Source organism: Undibacterium pigrum, from assembly GCF_003201815.1.
GTDB classification, from domain to species: Bacteria; Pseudomonadota; Gammaproteobacteria; order Burkholderiales; family Burkholderiaceae_D; genus Undibacterium; species Undibacterium pigrum.
On sequence record NZ_QJKB01000002.1, the window covers coordinates 407235 to 421894 of the forward strand.

Below are 14660 nucleotides of genomic sequence, written 5' to 3' on the forward strand. Positions count from 1 at the left end.
AGATGCACTTATTTTGGTGTTGTCGCAACTTCCCAGGCAAAGCTGCCGCCTTTTGATTTGACAGCTTCATACAGGCTACTGACCTGCTTGTCTGCATTGTTATTTTGTGCTGCGACTTTGTTGCTGGTTTGTAGCTTCCATTTTTTTGTTGTGGCTTTATTGCTGGATGCAGAAAAGCTATAAATCAATTCGTAGCGCAGCCCCAGATCGTCGGCAGCCTTGCGAAAGGCATCTATGTTTGCCTGTTCTTCAGTCTCATACGAGATTTTTAGCAGGACATCGACCTGGGGATTTTTTGCGTATTGACGAATAGCATCAGAAGGCAGGTCAGCAGCACTGGCAGTGAGTGCGGTGCTTGCAAGACAGATAAAGGTGGATGCCAATAACAGGTATTTTTTCATGGGGTATGGGTTTCCTGAGTCTGGTTTTTCAGTTTTAGGCAGTTTATTTGGGTTTGTACATCGATAAAGTGCCAAAATGATATCTAATAATATCAAAAATATAATTTAAAAGTAAGTAAAAATAAATAAGATTTTTATTTTTTGTCAAGCGCCATTGGCAGGTATTTCCCCTGACTTAGCCACAGGAGAGTAAACTGTAGGGATAACCATCTTGTCGCATCCTGCGATACGAGCGAACGAGCGAGCATCGCCATGTCAGAAAACAAACCTCCGATTACTTTTGAAGACCTGCAACTGAGTGCGCCCATCATGCGCGCCTTGCAGGATGTAGGCTATGAAACACCGTCGCCAATACAGGCGGCCACCATACCGATTTTGCTGTCCAACCGTGATGTGCTGGGCCAGGCACAGACTGGTACAGGCAAAACTGCTGCTTTTGCCCTGCCCATCCTGTCACGTCTGGATGTGCGCCAGACTACGCCGCAGGCACTGGTGCTGGCACCAACGCGTGAGCTGGCAATACAGGTGGCAGAAGCCTTCCAGACGTATGCCCGTCATATTCCGGGCTTCCATGTCCTGCCTATCTACGGCGGCCAAAGCTATGGCCCGCAACTCTCGGCCCTGCGCCGTGGTGTGCATGTCGTGGTTGGTACTCCCGGTCGCGTAATCGACCATCTGGACAAGGGCACGCTGGATTTGTCCGCCCTGAAAACCCTGGTGCTGGATGAAGCCGATGAAATGCTGCGCATGGGCTTTATCGATGACGTAGAACGCATCCTGCAAGAAACACCGGAAGGCCGCCAGACTGCCTTGTTCTCGGCCACCATGCCTTCGGCCATCAAGCGCATTGCCCAGACTTATCTGAACAAACCGGCAGAAGTCACGGTTGCTGCCAAGACCGGCACTGCCGACAATATCCGCCAGCGTTACTGGCTGGTCAGCGGCATGCACAAGCTGGATGCCCTGACACGCATACTGGAAGCCGAAACTTTCGACGGCATGATCATTTTTGCCCGTACCAAACTCGGTACAGAAGAACTGGCAGCCAGGCTCGATGCAAGAGGCTTCTCGGTTGCTGCCATCAATGGCGACATCAACCAGCAACAGCGCGAGCGCACTATCCAGCAACTGAAAGACGGCAAGATCGATATCCTGGTCGCTACTGACGTTGCTGCCCGTGGTCTGGACGTAGAGCGTATCAGTCACGTCATCAACTATGATGTGCCGTATGACCCAGAAAGCTACACCCACCGCATAGGCCGTACTGGCCGTGCAGGTCGCAGTGGTGAAGCCATCCTGTTCATCACGCCACGTGAAAAGAATCTCTTGAAAGCGATAGAAAGAGCGACGCGTCAGCCAGTGTCACCACTGGAGCTGCCGACTATACAGACCGTTAACAACGTCCGTATCGCCCGTTTCAAGGACCAGATTTCCGCCACGCTGGCGCAAGGTGGTCTGGAAGAATTTACGTCCCTGATCGAAGATTTTGAGCGTGAGCAAAATATCCCGGCAGTGGAAATTGCTGCGGCGCTGGCAAAAATGGCGCGTGGCGATGAACCTTTGCTGCTGGATAAAAACCGTAAAGAAACGAAAAACGATGACAGCTGGCGCGATGAGCGTCCTGCCCGCGCTGAACGTGGCGACAGAGGCGACCGTGGTGACCGTGGTGACCGCGATCGTGGTGACAGGGGTGACAGATTCGAACGCGCACCGCGTGAAGACCGTGGCGCACGCCGTGAACACAGCCCGCGCACGCCAGAGCCTGGCATGCAGACTTTCCGTATCGCGGTGGGTCATGATCATGGCGTCAAGCCCGGCAATATCGTTGGCGCGATTGCTAATGAAGCCAATATAGAATCCAAGTTCATCGGTCGTATCGATATCTATGATGACTACACCATCCTCGATCTGCCAGACAATCTGCCTGGTGATATGATGGAACATCTGAGTTCAGTACGTGTGGCAGGCCAGGCCCTGCGCATCAGTGCAGAAAAAGGCCAGGGCAGCAGCAGTGCACCAGCATCCCGTCCTGCACCACGTGCAGCGCGTGAAGAAGCGCCTCGCGAACGCGCCCCACGTATCGCGGATGCCGCACCTGGCAGCAAGCTGAATCAGGTAGTAGACCGTGCCGCCCGTGCTCCTCTGGATGAAGAGCGCCCGGCCAAATCTAAGAAAGACAAGGCTGACGGCAAAGGCAAGGTCAGCATCCCCATGCTGACTTACCGTATTGAAGTCGGCAAGGCGGATGCAGTAACGCCTAGCAATATCGTTGGTGCAATTGCCAATGAAGCCGGTCTGGAAGCCAAGCACATAGGCCGTATCGATATTTTCGACGACTACAGCACGCTGGACCTGCCAGATGGCATGCCCAAGGAATTGCTGAAGCAGTTGAAAGGCGTCTGGGTCGCAGGCAAGCAAATCCAGATCAGCCCGGTTGGCGAAGACCATGTGCGCAAACCTCTGCCAGTTAACCAGCCATCACCTTTCGGCCCCAAGAAAGCCGGCGGTGATCGTCGTGTGACAGAAAAAGCCAAAGGCTATGGAGCAGGCAAGCCAGCCGCTGCCAAGCCACATCGCAAAGGCCCCAAATAAAGCCTGATTGAGATCTGACTGAGTTCTCATAGCGTTCTCAGTGAATTCTCATTGACTTCTCATTGACTTAATCCGCAAGCCAAACCCCGCCTTCAAGCGGGGTTTTTTATTGCTATTTTAAAACTGTGCAATGTAACTAAACTACATGTTTTTTTAAGGAGTTTGTCATTAATTATTAATTTTCATCCAGATTATCTTGAAGCCCTCTTTTTCTTGATGTATCTTAACTACATAAATCAATAAAGAGACATGAACATGAAAAAACTGACCACTCTGGCTTTGCTGAGCCTGCTATCCCTGCCTGTGCTTGCGCAAACCAGCAGCACCGTAAAGCATCCTGCATGGAGTAAAAATACAGCGATTTATGAAGCAAATATTCGCCAGCATTCACCAGAGGGTAGTTTCAAACGTTTTCAGGATTACCTGCCTGAGCTAAAAAAATGGGAGTAGGCATCATCTGGATCATGCCCATCAATCCCATAGGCGAAAAAAACCGCAAGGGCACTCTCGGCAGTTATTACGCCGTGCGCGATTACAAAGGCGTGAATCCTGAATTTGGTACGCCTGCTGATTTCAAGAATCTGGTTAATGCAGCCCATGCGCTAGGCATGAAGGTCATCATAGACTGGGTCGCCAATCACACAGCCTGGGACCACCCCTGGGTCAAAAGTCACCCCGAGTATTACCTGAAGAATGACAAAGGCGAGTTCGTCCCGCCTGTGCCAGACTGGCAGGATGTCATCAAGCTCAATTATGCCAATCAGCAGCTACGTGCAGAGATGATAGATGCCTTGAAATTCTGGCTGACAGAATATGGTATCGATGGCTATCGCTGCGACGTCGCCGAGATGGTACCAACCGACTTCTGGAACGAAGCGCGGGCAGCACTCGATAAGGTAAAACCTGTTTTCATGCTGGCAGAAGGCGAGGCGACAGACTTGCATGAAAAAGCCTTTGACATGACTTATGCCTGGCAACTCAAGGACTTGTTTGGCGAGATCGCCAAAGGCAAGAAAAACGCCAATGACCTGGCCGCCTATATGGCAGGGCCGGAAAAGAAATTCCATGCCAATGCCTACCGCATGCTGCATACCTCCAACCATGATCTCAATTCCTGGGAAGGCACAGAGTTTGAGCGACTGGGCGATGGCGCAGAAAATTTCCTGGTCTTGTCCAATCTCTTGAAAGGCATGCCCCTGCTATATTCTGGCCAGGAAGCTGGCAATACCAAGCGCCTGGAATTCTTTGAGCGCGACCCCATCAAGTGGCAAGACCATCCTTACAAGGCTATCTACACCACGCTGTTCCACCTGAAGAAAACCAATCAGGCTTTATGGAATGGCCAGGATGGCGCAGAACAAGTGCGCATGGCGACATCAAATGACGCCGCCATCTATGCATTCTCGCGCAGCAAGGCAGGTAATCAGGTAGTGGGTATTTTCAATCTGAGCGGGCAGACGCAAAGCTTCAGCTTTAACAAGCCCGTTGCCAAGGGGCTCAGCAATCTGTTTACAGGCAAGGAAGAAGCCATTCAAGCTGGCCAGAAAATTGATCTCAAACCCTGGGAATACAAGGTGTTGGTCAAATAAAAACCAATGCTGGTCGTAACAAAAAATGCTGAGACCAGCATCGTTCATTACTCAGGATACTGGCATATGTTTTTGCAAATCTTTTCTAATGAGGTCTTTAAACGTTCCAGTTCAGTTTCTTCTTCTTTAGCCAATTCAGAAATTCTGCCAGGATCTGTTTCAGTTTTTTTCTTTGCCTGAATTTTTCTGAGTTTAGTGATGAACGCTGCATTGAAATTTTCAGAATCATTAAAGTCTGGGGTCGTGCAAATGCGATAGCATACTGGTGGAGTGGTCGGGGTTTGCGCCAGGGCATGCAGGTTGCTGAAACAAGCAATGATCGTAGCGGCTTTTATCCAGGTTTTCATTTTCATATTTATCGTTTGAGTTTGTTCAATTTACTGCGCATCAATCTGCTGACTTAAATTTGTCTGGTATTTTCAATAATCCAGATTTTCCACAGGCACTTGCAAAGCATCTGCTGATTCCAGACCCAGGATACGCGCCAGGGTTTGCGAGATGACAGCCAGGTCGTTGTCAAAACTGCCGTGGGCAACTCTTATCAGTTCCTTGCCGTTATTGATATGGGTGTCGTTGATGATGTGCAGATTGGTTTTTTGCTCCGCTGTCAGTCCTTCGCCATTTTCGGCAAAATCACTGGGCAGGTCTGTGCCCCAGTAGAATTTATTCCAGCTCTTCAACGTAGCAATGGTGGCTTCATTCCAGTGTCCATCCTGGGTTTTCTTGCCGATGAAATAGGCGGCATCCAGACTGGCAGCCATGCCCAGCAAAGGTGTTTTGTGGCGGGTTTCAAAGGCGCGTGCGACCAGGTATAGCAAGGACTTGCGGTAGATGCCTGCGACATTGTCATCCCGCTCACGCGCATCTGACAGCAGATGGATATGGAAATTTTCGCGTGCCAGGATCTCATTTTCTATGGCTGGGCGATAGGTGCTTTCTGCAAATTCCAGACTGCATGCTGGTGCATACAGGCTGCAAGTGCTGACGCTCAGCTTGCGTGCCGCCAGCAGGTTCAGCAAGTGACCATGCACGATGGAACCTGCTGAATGACCTACCAGATGAATTTCCAGTTTGCCCTTGCCCAGTGCCTTGTTCAATTCCTTGAGGCGGTCGGCGATGGCCAGCAAGCCGCGTGGCGGGTCGTCATCTTCGATAGCCAGTTCAGCATTTTGCTTCATCTGCGTCCACTGCGCCTTGCCCCCCAGGCTGGCTGCCATGCTTTCTACCGTGCGGTCCATGACATCGACAGCGGCATTTTTGAGCTGCTGCCACCAGCCACCTGACAGTAAGGCTGCTGGCAAATAATCTTTCAGCTTGTCTTCCAGGATATCACCCAGGGTTTCACTGAGCCCGGTTTTCCAGGTGATGAAAACCGGGTAAATGCCATTTGCGAGAAAATAGGGGGCCATGGCGGCGATGCGCTTGAGCGAATCATCTTCACTGTTCAAGCCACCATGAGCATACAGGGCCAGTTTTAATACCTTGTCAGTGCCGTGTTGTTTGAACCATTCTTGCGGGGCCTGGAGCAAGACTTTTTCTACCGTGGCTGCCGCATTGGCGACTTCCAGCAGTCTTTGTATCAGGCCACCATCATTGCCCATGACCACGGTGAGGCTATAAGCCTGATCCATGTTCAATGCAGGCTGTCCAGGTTTGCCGGATGCGCTGGCGCCACTTGGTATCAGGGCTGAACCACTTGCCTTGAAGGCTGCGGCAGCCGGGATATTGGCGGGTGCTGCCAATTGTTTTTCAGCGCGGGTACGGTTAACTGCATCAACCTGGCGCACGGGTACACCCAGCGACACCGTCCAGGCATCGCTGCCATTCACCAGCCAGTCGTCATAGGTGAGTATGGCCAAACCTTGCAGGCCCCACTCCCTGCCCCAGGAATTTTGCACGACAAAGCCCTGGTCGGTATAACCCAGCAAAGCAAAAGCGTGGCCTCCGGCTTTGATCTCACTGAAGTTTACTACCGGTAATTGATCCAGCCTGCTCAGGTTGCTGGCCCTGGGCGGTGTTACCTCGCCCCAGCCCTGATGCAGCTTGCATGAGACGTAAATCGCACCAATCTCGACGATGGCAGCCTGCATGTCGGTAATCGATGCCTTGTCTATGCGGTAATACACACCTAAGGCACGACTCAGCGCATCTTTTTCCCAGCCGGGCTTGGGTGCTTCGAAATCTGGCACTTTGTCATGCTTGTCTACTGTATAGGGCCAGAGTTCACGGCTACAGACCCCATGTTTGTGCCAGCCCTTGAGCGCGCCACGACAACTCGACCCCACATAATCTTCCCCTGCCCACTCATCATACAGTTGCGCCAGATGGTAAATCATGCGCGGGCTGCTTTCCTTATTGCTGGAGTCACGTATCCAGAACAGGTAATTGATGACGGCAGCCAGACCAAAGCCAGTGCATGCACCATCTTTGCCCTGATTCAAGATCATATTGGCCTTGATGTATTTGGCCAGGCAGTTTTTGACGAAGTCAGCGTCGGGATAAGCGGTGGGCAAATTTCTTACCCTTGGGGTATATATGCGGTCGCGCAGATCGAGGCGGTCGGGCCGCGCATCCAGTGCCAGCTCACTGCCGTTGAAGGGGATGGTCTGGGTGGGCATGAGGGCTCCTGAGGTGGGCAAGCTCAGGCTGAGGTGCCTTGCTTATATTATTGATAATAATAGTGTCTCAGGATTTATATTACTTGGCAATAGTTCAATGATGTTGTGGTTTGAAATAAACGCGTGGTGTCAGTGGCAAGGGCCAGCGCCAGCGCTAAAAGGCCGGGTGCAAATTGATGACAAACAAAAAGGGCCGTCAAGCCAGGCTTGACGACCCTTTTTTCAGTCAGAATGAAGACTTATTTTTTTGCTGCATCAGCAGAAGCGGAGGCAGATGCAGACGCCGCCGGTACTACTGTTGGTGTCACCGTCAATGGTGCAGTTGCTGCCGGAGCAGAAGCTGCTGCTGGTGCTTCCTTGATTTCTATCTTGGCTTTTGCCTTCATGTCATCCAGCATCTTCTTCAGATTTTTTTGTTGCAATTGCTGAGTCAGGCCGGCCTTGACTTCTTCCAGTGGAGGAACGGCGACAGGACGGGAATCATCCAGTACGATGACGTGATAACCGTACTGGGATTTGACTGGCTCTTCAGTGAATTTGCCTTTTTCCAGTTTGGCAACTGCATTGCCAAATTCTGGCACCATGCCGCGTGGATTGAACCAGCCGAGGTCGCCGCCATTGACTTTGGAACCTGGGTCCAGGGATTTGGATTTTGCCAGACCTTCAAAAGCCTTGATGTCTTTTTTGATCTTGACGATGATGTCCTTGGCTTCGTCTTCTGTTTTTACCAGGATATGACGGGCCTTGAATTCATTGCCGCCATTCTTGGTTTTGAAGTCTTCGTATTCTGCTTTCAGGCCTTCATCCGTAACAGCGGCTGTCTTGATGTAATCCTTGACATAGGCATTGGCCAGGATGGATTGACGTGTCATTTCCAGTTGGTCAGCGATTTCAGGTGTTTTATCCAGGCCTTTTTTTGCTGCTTCTTTGGCAACCAGGATTTGCATGGCCAGGTTGTCGATGACCATTTTGCGTGTTTCAGGCGTATCAGGCATGCCTTGGGCAGCTTGCTGTTGCATGATCTGGTCGAGTTGCTTCTTGCTGATTGCTGTGCCGTCTACAGTGGCAGCGACTTCGCCGCTGGCAGTTGCGGAAGCGGAGGCAGTTGCCGGAGCGGATGCAGCTTTATCAGCATTTTTATCATTACAGGCGCTGAGTACCAACATGGCAAGCGCGCTACCCAGGACTACGCGGGATTTAATTGACATACACATTCCTTCAATATTGAGCTGACTTTGCAGCAGATATCATGCCTGTCGGCATACGACGATTTAAAAAATGACGCTGAATTCTACTCGCGATTATACCTGTCATGCTAGTTATTCACTTTTACTTACTAAAATTCAGTAAAAATGGCTGTATATGCCGCTCTGGAGCAGTCTCCGGAGCTTGCCGGAAACAGCCCCAGTCAGGCTTAGTCTGGGAAATATCAGAGACTGGCGAGATAAGCCTGCAATTGATCCAGCAAAGCAGCAAAACCCTGATCCATGCTGACAAAGGTCGCATGGAAGACCCTTCTTTCTTCATCCGTGGCGTTGTCGAGCAGGCTCCAGCGTATCGTCAGCAAAGTGCCATCGGCATGTTCATCAAAACTGAGCGTCGATAAAATCTCCAGCGGCCAGGTCGGGCTCATGGGATGGTGCGCCAGATTGCCAGCCTCGTCAGAAAAGCTATGGTGATATACCAGTTTTTCAGGGCGGATTATTTCCTTGTAAACAAATTTAGCCCACATCATGCTGTCATCCGGGCCACGCATGCCAAAGTGATAGCTGCCGCCAACGCGCAAATCCATGCTGGACTGGACCACGCTAAAGCCTGTCGGACCCCACCATTTTGCCAGGTGATCAGCTTGGCTGAAGGTGGCAAATACCAGTTCACGCGGTGCCTTGAGGACGCGGGTAATGACAAAATCTGGCTTGTTTTCATTCATGCTTGCTCTCCTGGTTTATGTTTGTTGCGGTTCTTGCAGGTTTTGCAGATAGATTTCCAGTTTGTCCAGGCTCTGTTCCCAGTGCTGGCGATACTGATCCACCCAACCTGATGCTTCTTTGAGTGGTGCTGCCTGTAACTGGCAAGGCCGCCACTGGGCACTACGGCTGCGCGTGACAAGGCCCGCCCGTTCCAGCACTTTCAAATGCTTGGTAATGGCGGGAAGGCTCATATCAAACGGCTGTGCCAGCTCACTGACCGAGGTTTCACCCGAGGCCAGCCTGGCCAGGATGGCCCGGCGGGTGGGGTCGGCCTGTGCCGAAAATGTCATGCTGAGGGCATCTTGTTGCATAGGATGGCTGAATTTCTTTATTTAACTATTTGGTAAAATAAGATAATTTTATTATTTGTCAAACGTGATTTCAGCAAAATTTTTCAGGTATTTCTGTTAAAAAGAAGGAATATTTCCTAAAAGCACAGAAGTCGAGGAACAATTCGTGACTTGTTTGCTCAAACCCCAGGCAGCAAGTCCGGTATAAGAATGATAATGAAGACCGTACCGGCATTTAAAAAAAAATCCCAACAGGAGACATTAATGCGCATGCTTCAGGTTTTATGCAGTACCGCCCTTATCGCCAGCAGTTTTTCCGGCCAGCTTGCTCTGGCAGCAGCAAATGAAGAAAAGATCGATCTCGACCTGATTACCAAATTGCGTGACGAGGCCATGAACCGTTCCAAGGCACAGGAAATACTTGGGGTACTGACAGATGAAATCGGCCCGCGCCTGACCGGTTCGCCCGCCCTGCGCCGTGCAGGTGACTGGACCCGCAGCAAATTCGGTGAGTGGGGCCTGCAAAACGTACATAGTGAAAGCTTCGCTCCCTTTGGCCGTGGCTGGACACTGGAAAAAACCACCCTGCGCATGGTTGCCCCCGCTCAAGTCGATTTGTATGCCATCCCCAAAGCCTGGACGCCAGGAACAAATGGCTTGCAGCGCGGCAAGCTGGTCATCGCAAAAATGGCTGCTGATGAAGACCTGGCCAAATGGAAAGGCAAGCTGGCTGGTGCTATCGTTTTACTGGATGAGCCTTTGCCCATCAAGCCCCATGTGAAGGCAGATGCACATCGTTATTCTCATGATGAGCTGGGTGAACTCAGCAAGATAGATTTTGATCCCGCGCCTTCCCGCCGTGGCGATATACAAACCTATGTGAAGCGCTTCATGTTCGCCAAAAAACTGCGGGCTTTTTTGACAGAAGAAAAAGTCCTGGCGGCCTTGAATGTCACCCGTGGCGAAGATGGCACCATCTTTGTACAGGAAGGCGGCTCCTACAAAAAAGATGAGCAAACCGGCCCGCCTAACCTGGTAGTCGCCACTGAAACCTATAACCGCCTGTATCGTCTGGTGGAAAAGAAAAAACCAGTGGAACTGGAAATTGACGTCAAGGCCACGTTCAGCGACGAAGACCCGGAAGCCGCCATCAATGTACTGGCAGAAATCCCCGGCACAGACAAAAAAGATGAAATCGTCATGCTGGGTGCGCATCTGGATTCATGGCATGGTGGTACAGGCGCTACGGACAATGCTGCTGGTGTTGCCATGGCCATGGAAGCAGTGCGCTTATTGAAAGCTAGCGGCTTCAAGCCACGCCGCACCATACGCATCGCCTTGTGGGGCGGTGAAGAGCAGGGTTTGCTGGGTTCTCGTGCCTATGTGAGTAAATGGATAGCGTCGCGGCCAGAACCCACAGACCCAAAGGAACTGGAATTACCCAGCTTTGCCCGCAAGACTACCGGCCCCTTGAGTATCAAACCCATGCACGGCAAGATTTCTGCCTACTTTAACCTCGACAATGGTGGCGGAAAAATCCGTGGTATCTATGCCGAGAATAATGCCGCCTTGAAACCCATTTTTGAAGCCTGGCTGGCTCCTTTCCATGATGTGGGTGCAACGACGACCACCCTGCGCAACACTGGCAGCACCGACCATGTCAGCTTTGACCGCGTAGGCGTGCCGGGTTTTCAATTCATCCAGGACGATATGGATTACTTTAGCCGTACCCATCATTCCAGCGTGGATGTGTATGACAAGGTACAAAAGAGTGATCTGACCCAAGCTTCCATGGTATTGGCCAGCTTTGTGGCGCATGCGGCCAACCGTAATGACATGTTGCCGCGCAAGCCCATGCCTAAGGAACCATCACCAGAAGAGAAAAAAGACGAAGCGAAATCAGCCGAAGAAACGACAAAGTAAATCCAGCCTGCGGCATTCTCAAAGGAAAGGACCATTTGTGCATACATAGGAATACAATGCACGAAGGTCCTTTTTGACAGAGATAGCAGATGAGTGAAGTAAGCATGACTGGTGCGGAAAGCGTGCCAGATAGTTTGGCAGAAATGTTGCCTGTTGGTATGATCGCTGGTGGCGGCATGGCAGCTGCAGCCATGGCTATCGTGGCAAACCGCAAGTTTTTGGCCGCCCAACCGCTTGAGCTGCAAAACAGTGACTGGCAAGCCTTCCATTACGAGCGTATTTCAGTGACAGAATTTGAAATCACCGGTGGCATTGCCGATGCCAGCTCCAGTGGCCGGAAATTTCATGGCAGCCATGATACGGTAGTCATCAGCGAAGCCGAGATACTGGCTGAAATGCGCTTGCTGCTGCCACAAACTCACCCTTTACCTGCAAAGCCAGTAAGTCACAGTACGGCGCAAGTCCCGACTAGCCATGGCGAGCCAGTTCCCGGCCCCGGCGTTCTCAAAGTGATATTCACGCTGCCGGATGATGAGGCGGGCCGACAAAGAATACTGCGCGCCTTTCAATTGCAAGCTGACTTTTTTGGCGCAAAAGTACAGGCTTGCTCTCTGCATGATGCCAGCTTGTTGCAGCTCGACTAATCTAGGCAAGTTAATCATCTTATGCTGCGTACCTTGTTGAAGTGGCTGGTCTTGTCCAGTTTTTGCCTCTTGCTGCTGGCCTTGTGGAAAGGCAAGGTTTTGCCGTCTGTGGCAGAGGTGGATAGTCTGCTGCTAAATGAACCACAGCAAACTCAAATCACGCAAGCCGCATTTGCGACCAGCAAGGGTGGGGTTGACTATAAAGTGCAGCCTCTCTACGACTATGACCTGGTTGGTCTGGTCGTCAGCAAACACGATGCCAAAACCTGGTGGGATTATTTGCATCGCGAATGGAATGACCACCTCAATATCATGGATATCTGTGTGGTCTGGGGTAATAATATAAGCAATGGTGTCTACCATGAGCTGACTTTTTCCAGCGGCCAGTTTACTTGCAATATCCGCGCAGATACCGCAGAGGCATTTGCTGCCTTTGACCAGACGGCAATTTCAAATAATCATTTGCTGACCGACCAGGCTGCACTGGCAAAAATCATACAAAAAGTTGATATCGGTGACCAGATACATCTGCGGGGCCGCCTGTCAGAATATTCGCATAATCATGGCTTTGCCTTCAAGCGCGGCACCAGCATAGTCCGCACGGATACTGGCAATGGTGCTTGTGAAACCATCTTTGTCGACAGCTTCGAGATCATCAAAAGTGGCAGCCAGCCCTGGCGACGCCTGGCCTGGCTGGCAGGCTTGATACTTGTTGCCAGTATCGTGGGATGGTTTATGCAACCCGTGCGGTTTAACGACTGAGATAGTAGAACTCATTTCATAAATAGGATGAGTGCGAACAAGGCGATTTGGGATGCAGTGCAAGGCATGACCCGCTGCTAAGGCTGGTGCCTTAGCGAGGGCGAGGTAACAAACTTCGCGCAGCAATGCGCCCAAATCGCCAGTTCCCGAAGGGTTTGCCTCATAACGCGGTCTGGACTGCCGTTGCACCGCTATTGACTGCCTCGCCCGCCTTGCCAGCCCACGTTATGAGGCAAACGCATCTCACCCTATTTATGAAATGAGTTCTAGTACAGGAAATTGCCTATTTTTTATCTACGGTACGGACAAATCGGATTACTCCAGCACTTTGGTACGGTTTTCCGTTCATGGAGGCAGGAGCAAATTGGCATCGTTCAAGGAGCTTGACGACATCATTGTCAACGGTAGAATCTTTGCTGCTATCTTCAATTTTGATGCCTGAGGTTTTTCCTTGTGCGTCAACAAGGAAGCGCAGTCTGACCAACCATTGTTTTGCACCAGGATTCACTACACTATATTTATCCGACCGGCAGCTGCTTTCTATCAATTCTGGCGTCGGGGCAGCAGGCCCTTCGACACCTAAGCTCCATACATATTGATAGCCTAGCCAGCTGGTAACAGATTTGTCGTTCAGACTTGCAGGGTCAAATTTGCAAAGCGACAAGGCGTTAAACGCAGCATCGTCCAGGACTTTCCATCCGCTGCTTTGTGAGATGTATTTGGCCGCAATACTCCCGGTTTCCGTAATCAGGAATCTAAACTGTACCCGACCTTGCAGCTCATACATTAATGCTTCGCGCGGATATTCTGGTTTTTTGCAACTGTCCTGTCTAAGGTTGGCATTCTTGAATTTGCCATCTGGTTTGACATTAGTGATAAAAGCGCTTGGTTTGATATTTGCAAATTTGGCGGCGGTTTCTTTTGCCAGGTCATCTCGCCCGGTCAGCCTGTAAATTTTTTCCAGGGTCCTCAAAATTGATTGCTCCCAATACACCTTATCATTACTTTGTTTTTCGTTCAGTGTGACGGCACGCTTGAGTGTAGTTTCTGCTTCTTCAAGGCGTCCTTGGGCCAGGAATATATCGCCAAGCAGTGCGAAATTTCCAATCAGGCCTGTATCTTCTTCGCCATACGCAGATTGAAGAATCTTTATCGCCTGCAATAAGGATATTTCTGCCGATTTATAGTCATTCCCGGAAAAATGCATGTTCCCCAGCCGGTTGAGTGTGCGTGCCCTTTCACGTCCGGCCAAGGCAGGTACTTTTTCTTGTATGGCTATAACGCGCAACAGCACAGCTTCTGCCTGCTTGAGTTGCTTCAGATTCTCGTAAAAGTTTGCCTGCTGGTTCAATACTTCTATTACTCTCTCTGGATAGGTGTCCTGTTCTTTTTCTGCTAAAAGTAATGCCTGTTTATTCAAGTCAAAGGCGAGTGGGTATTGTTGTTTTTGAACGAATGCAGTCAAAGCTTCGCTATTAAGTGCCCGAATCGTGTCAATTTCAGCAGCTTGAGCCACGCCAGTAATGCAAAAGCTCATGAGCGTGGCGAGAATGGTATTTTTCATTTTTCTATGCGTAATTTTTAAATTTTTCCGGATGGCCAGAGGGAAAACAGGCCTCCGGGTAAATGTCACATTAAAGATATGCAATTGTAGCCTGTGAACTTCAGAGAAAAATGCACAGCAGAAAGAATGTTATTACTTGCTTCTATCTTTGCCTATCTAGCCAGCTTCTTAAATCAATATTCATTCAATATGGTGATGAAATCATGCAGTGCATCACCCCAGTTTAAGCTCGCGCAATAAACTCATTTGTTTCCATCCGCATAATGGAGGATACTTGCACAATATGGTGCATCTGCCTTTGCATCTT

Annotated in this window: 13 protein-coding genes; 6 read left to right on the top strand and 7 right to left on the bottom strand. The window is 50.5% G+C overall.

The annotated features are described in order from the left end of the window. Window positions 1–8: 8 nt before the first annotated feature. Window positions 9–401 carry a hypothetical protein gene (locus DFR42_RS08775; protein WP_110254599.1) on the bottom strand — a complete coding sequence of 131 codons (393 nt, stop codon included), beginning with the start codon at window positions 399–401 and terminating at the stop codon, window positions 9–11. Window positions 402–653: 252 nt separating this feature from the next. On the opposite strand from DFR42_RS08775, the gene DFR42_RS08780 reads away from it, so the two are divergent. From DFR42_RS08780 to DFR42_RS08790, 3 genes are all read left to right on the top strand, one after another. Continuing rightward, window positions 654–2993 carry a DEAD/DEAH box helicase gene (locus tag DFR42_RS08780; RefSeq protein ID WP_110254600.1) on the top strand — a complete coding sequence of 780 codons (2340 nt, stop codon included), beginning with the start codon at window positions 654–656 and terminating at the stop codon, window positions 2991–2993. Between the two features lie 255 nt (window positions 2994–3248). Further along, complete coding sequence (locus DFR42_RS08785; protein ID WP_146218808.1) at window positions 3249–3443, top strand: hypothetical protein; 195 nt, start codon at window positions 3249–3251, stop codon at window positions 3441–3443. Next, complete coding sequence (locus DFR42_RS08790; RefSeq protein WP_110254602.1) at window positions 3434–4582, top strand: alpha-amylase family glycosyl hydrolase; 1149 nt, start codon at window positions 3434–3436, stop codon at window positions 4580–4582. The genes DFR42_RS08785 and DFR42_RS08790 overlap by 10 nt, the downstream gene beginning before the upstream one ends. Window positions 4583–4629: 47 nt before the next feature. On the opposite strand, the gene DFR42_RS08795 is transcribed toward DFR42_RS08790, so the two are convergent. The 5 genes from DFR42_RS08795 to DFR42_RS08820 all read right to left on the bottom strand — a co-directional run bounded on the left by DFR42_RS08795 (window position 4630) and on the right by DFR42_RS08820 (window position 9481). Next, window positions 4630–4929, bottom strand: coding sequence for a hypothetical protein (locus DFR42_RS08795; protein ID WP_110254603.1), 300 nt, complete (start codon window positions 4927–4929; stop codon window positions 4630–4632). Between the two features lie 72 nt (window positions 4930–5001). Next, entirely contained in the window at window positions 5002–7200 is a 2199-nt protein-coding gene (locus DFR42_RS08800) for a C1 family peptidase (RefSeq protein WP_110254604.1), read from the bottom strand. A 239-nt stretch (window positions 7201–7439) separates the two neighbouring features. Next, entirely contained in the window at window positions 7440–8408 is a 969-nt protein-coding gene (locus DFR42_RS08810; protein WP_110254606.1) for a peptidylprolyl isomerase, read from the bottom strand. 221 nt (window positions 8409–8629) lie between these two features. Further along, on the bottom strand, window positions 8630–9130 hold the full coding sequence (locus DFR42_RS08815; RefSeq protein WP_110254607.1) for an SRPBCC family protein: 501 nt from the start codon (window positions 9128–9130) through the stop codon (window positions 8630–8632). 15 nt (window positions 9131–9145) lie between these two features. Further along, complete coding sequence (locus tag DFR42_RS08820; RefSeq protein WP_110254608.1) at window positions 9146–9481, bottom strand: ArsR/SmtB family transcription factor; 336 nt, start codon at window positions 9479–9481, stop codon at window positions 9146–9148. A 243-nt stretch (window positions 9482–9724) separates the two neighbouring features. Between DFR42_RS08820 and DFR42_RS08825 the strand changes: the two genes are divergently transcribed. From DFR42_RS08825 to DFR42_RS08835, 3 genes are all read left to right on the top strand, one after another. Beyond that, complete coding sequence (locus DFR42_RS08825) at window positions 9725–11383, top strand: M20/M25/M40 family metallo-hydrolase (protein WP_211324200.1); 1659 nt, start codon at window positions 9725–9727, stop codon at window positions 11381–11383. Window positions 11384–11472: 89 nt separating this feature from the next. After that, window positions 11473–12027 carry a hypothetical protein gene (locus tag DFR42_RS08830; RefSeq protein ID WP_146218809.1) on the top strand — a complete coding sequence of 185 codons (555 nt, stop codon included), beginning with the start codon at window positions 11473–11475 and terminating at the stop codon, window positions 12025–12027. 21 nt (window positions 12028–12048) lie between these two features. After that, window positions 12049–12789, top strand: a complete 741-nt coding sequence (locus DFR42_RS08835) for a hypothetical protein (RefSeq protein WP_110254610.1) — start codon at window positions 12049–12051, stop codon at window positions 12787–12789. Window positions 12790–13072: 283 nt separating this feature from the next. Here DFR42_RS08835 and DFR42_RS08840 read toward each other — a convergent pair whose 3' ends face one another. Beyond that, entirely contained in the window at window positions 13073–14353 is a 1281-nt protein-coding gene (locus DFR42_RS08840; protein WP_110254611.1) for a TonB family protein, read from the bottom strand. Window positions 14354–14660: the final 307 nt, after the last annotated feature.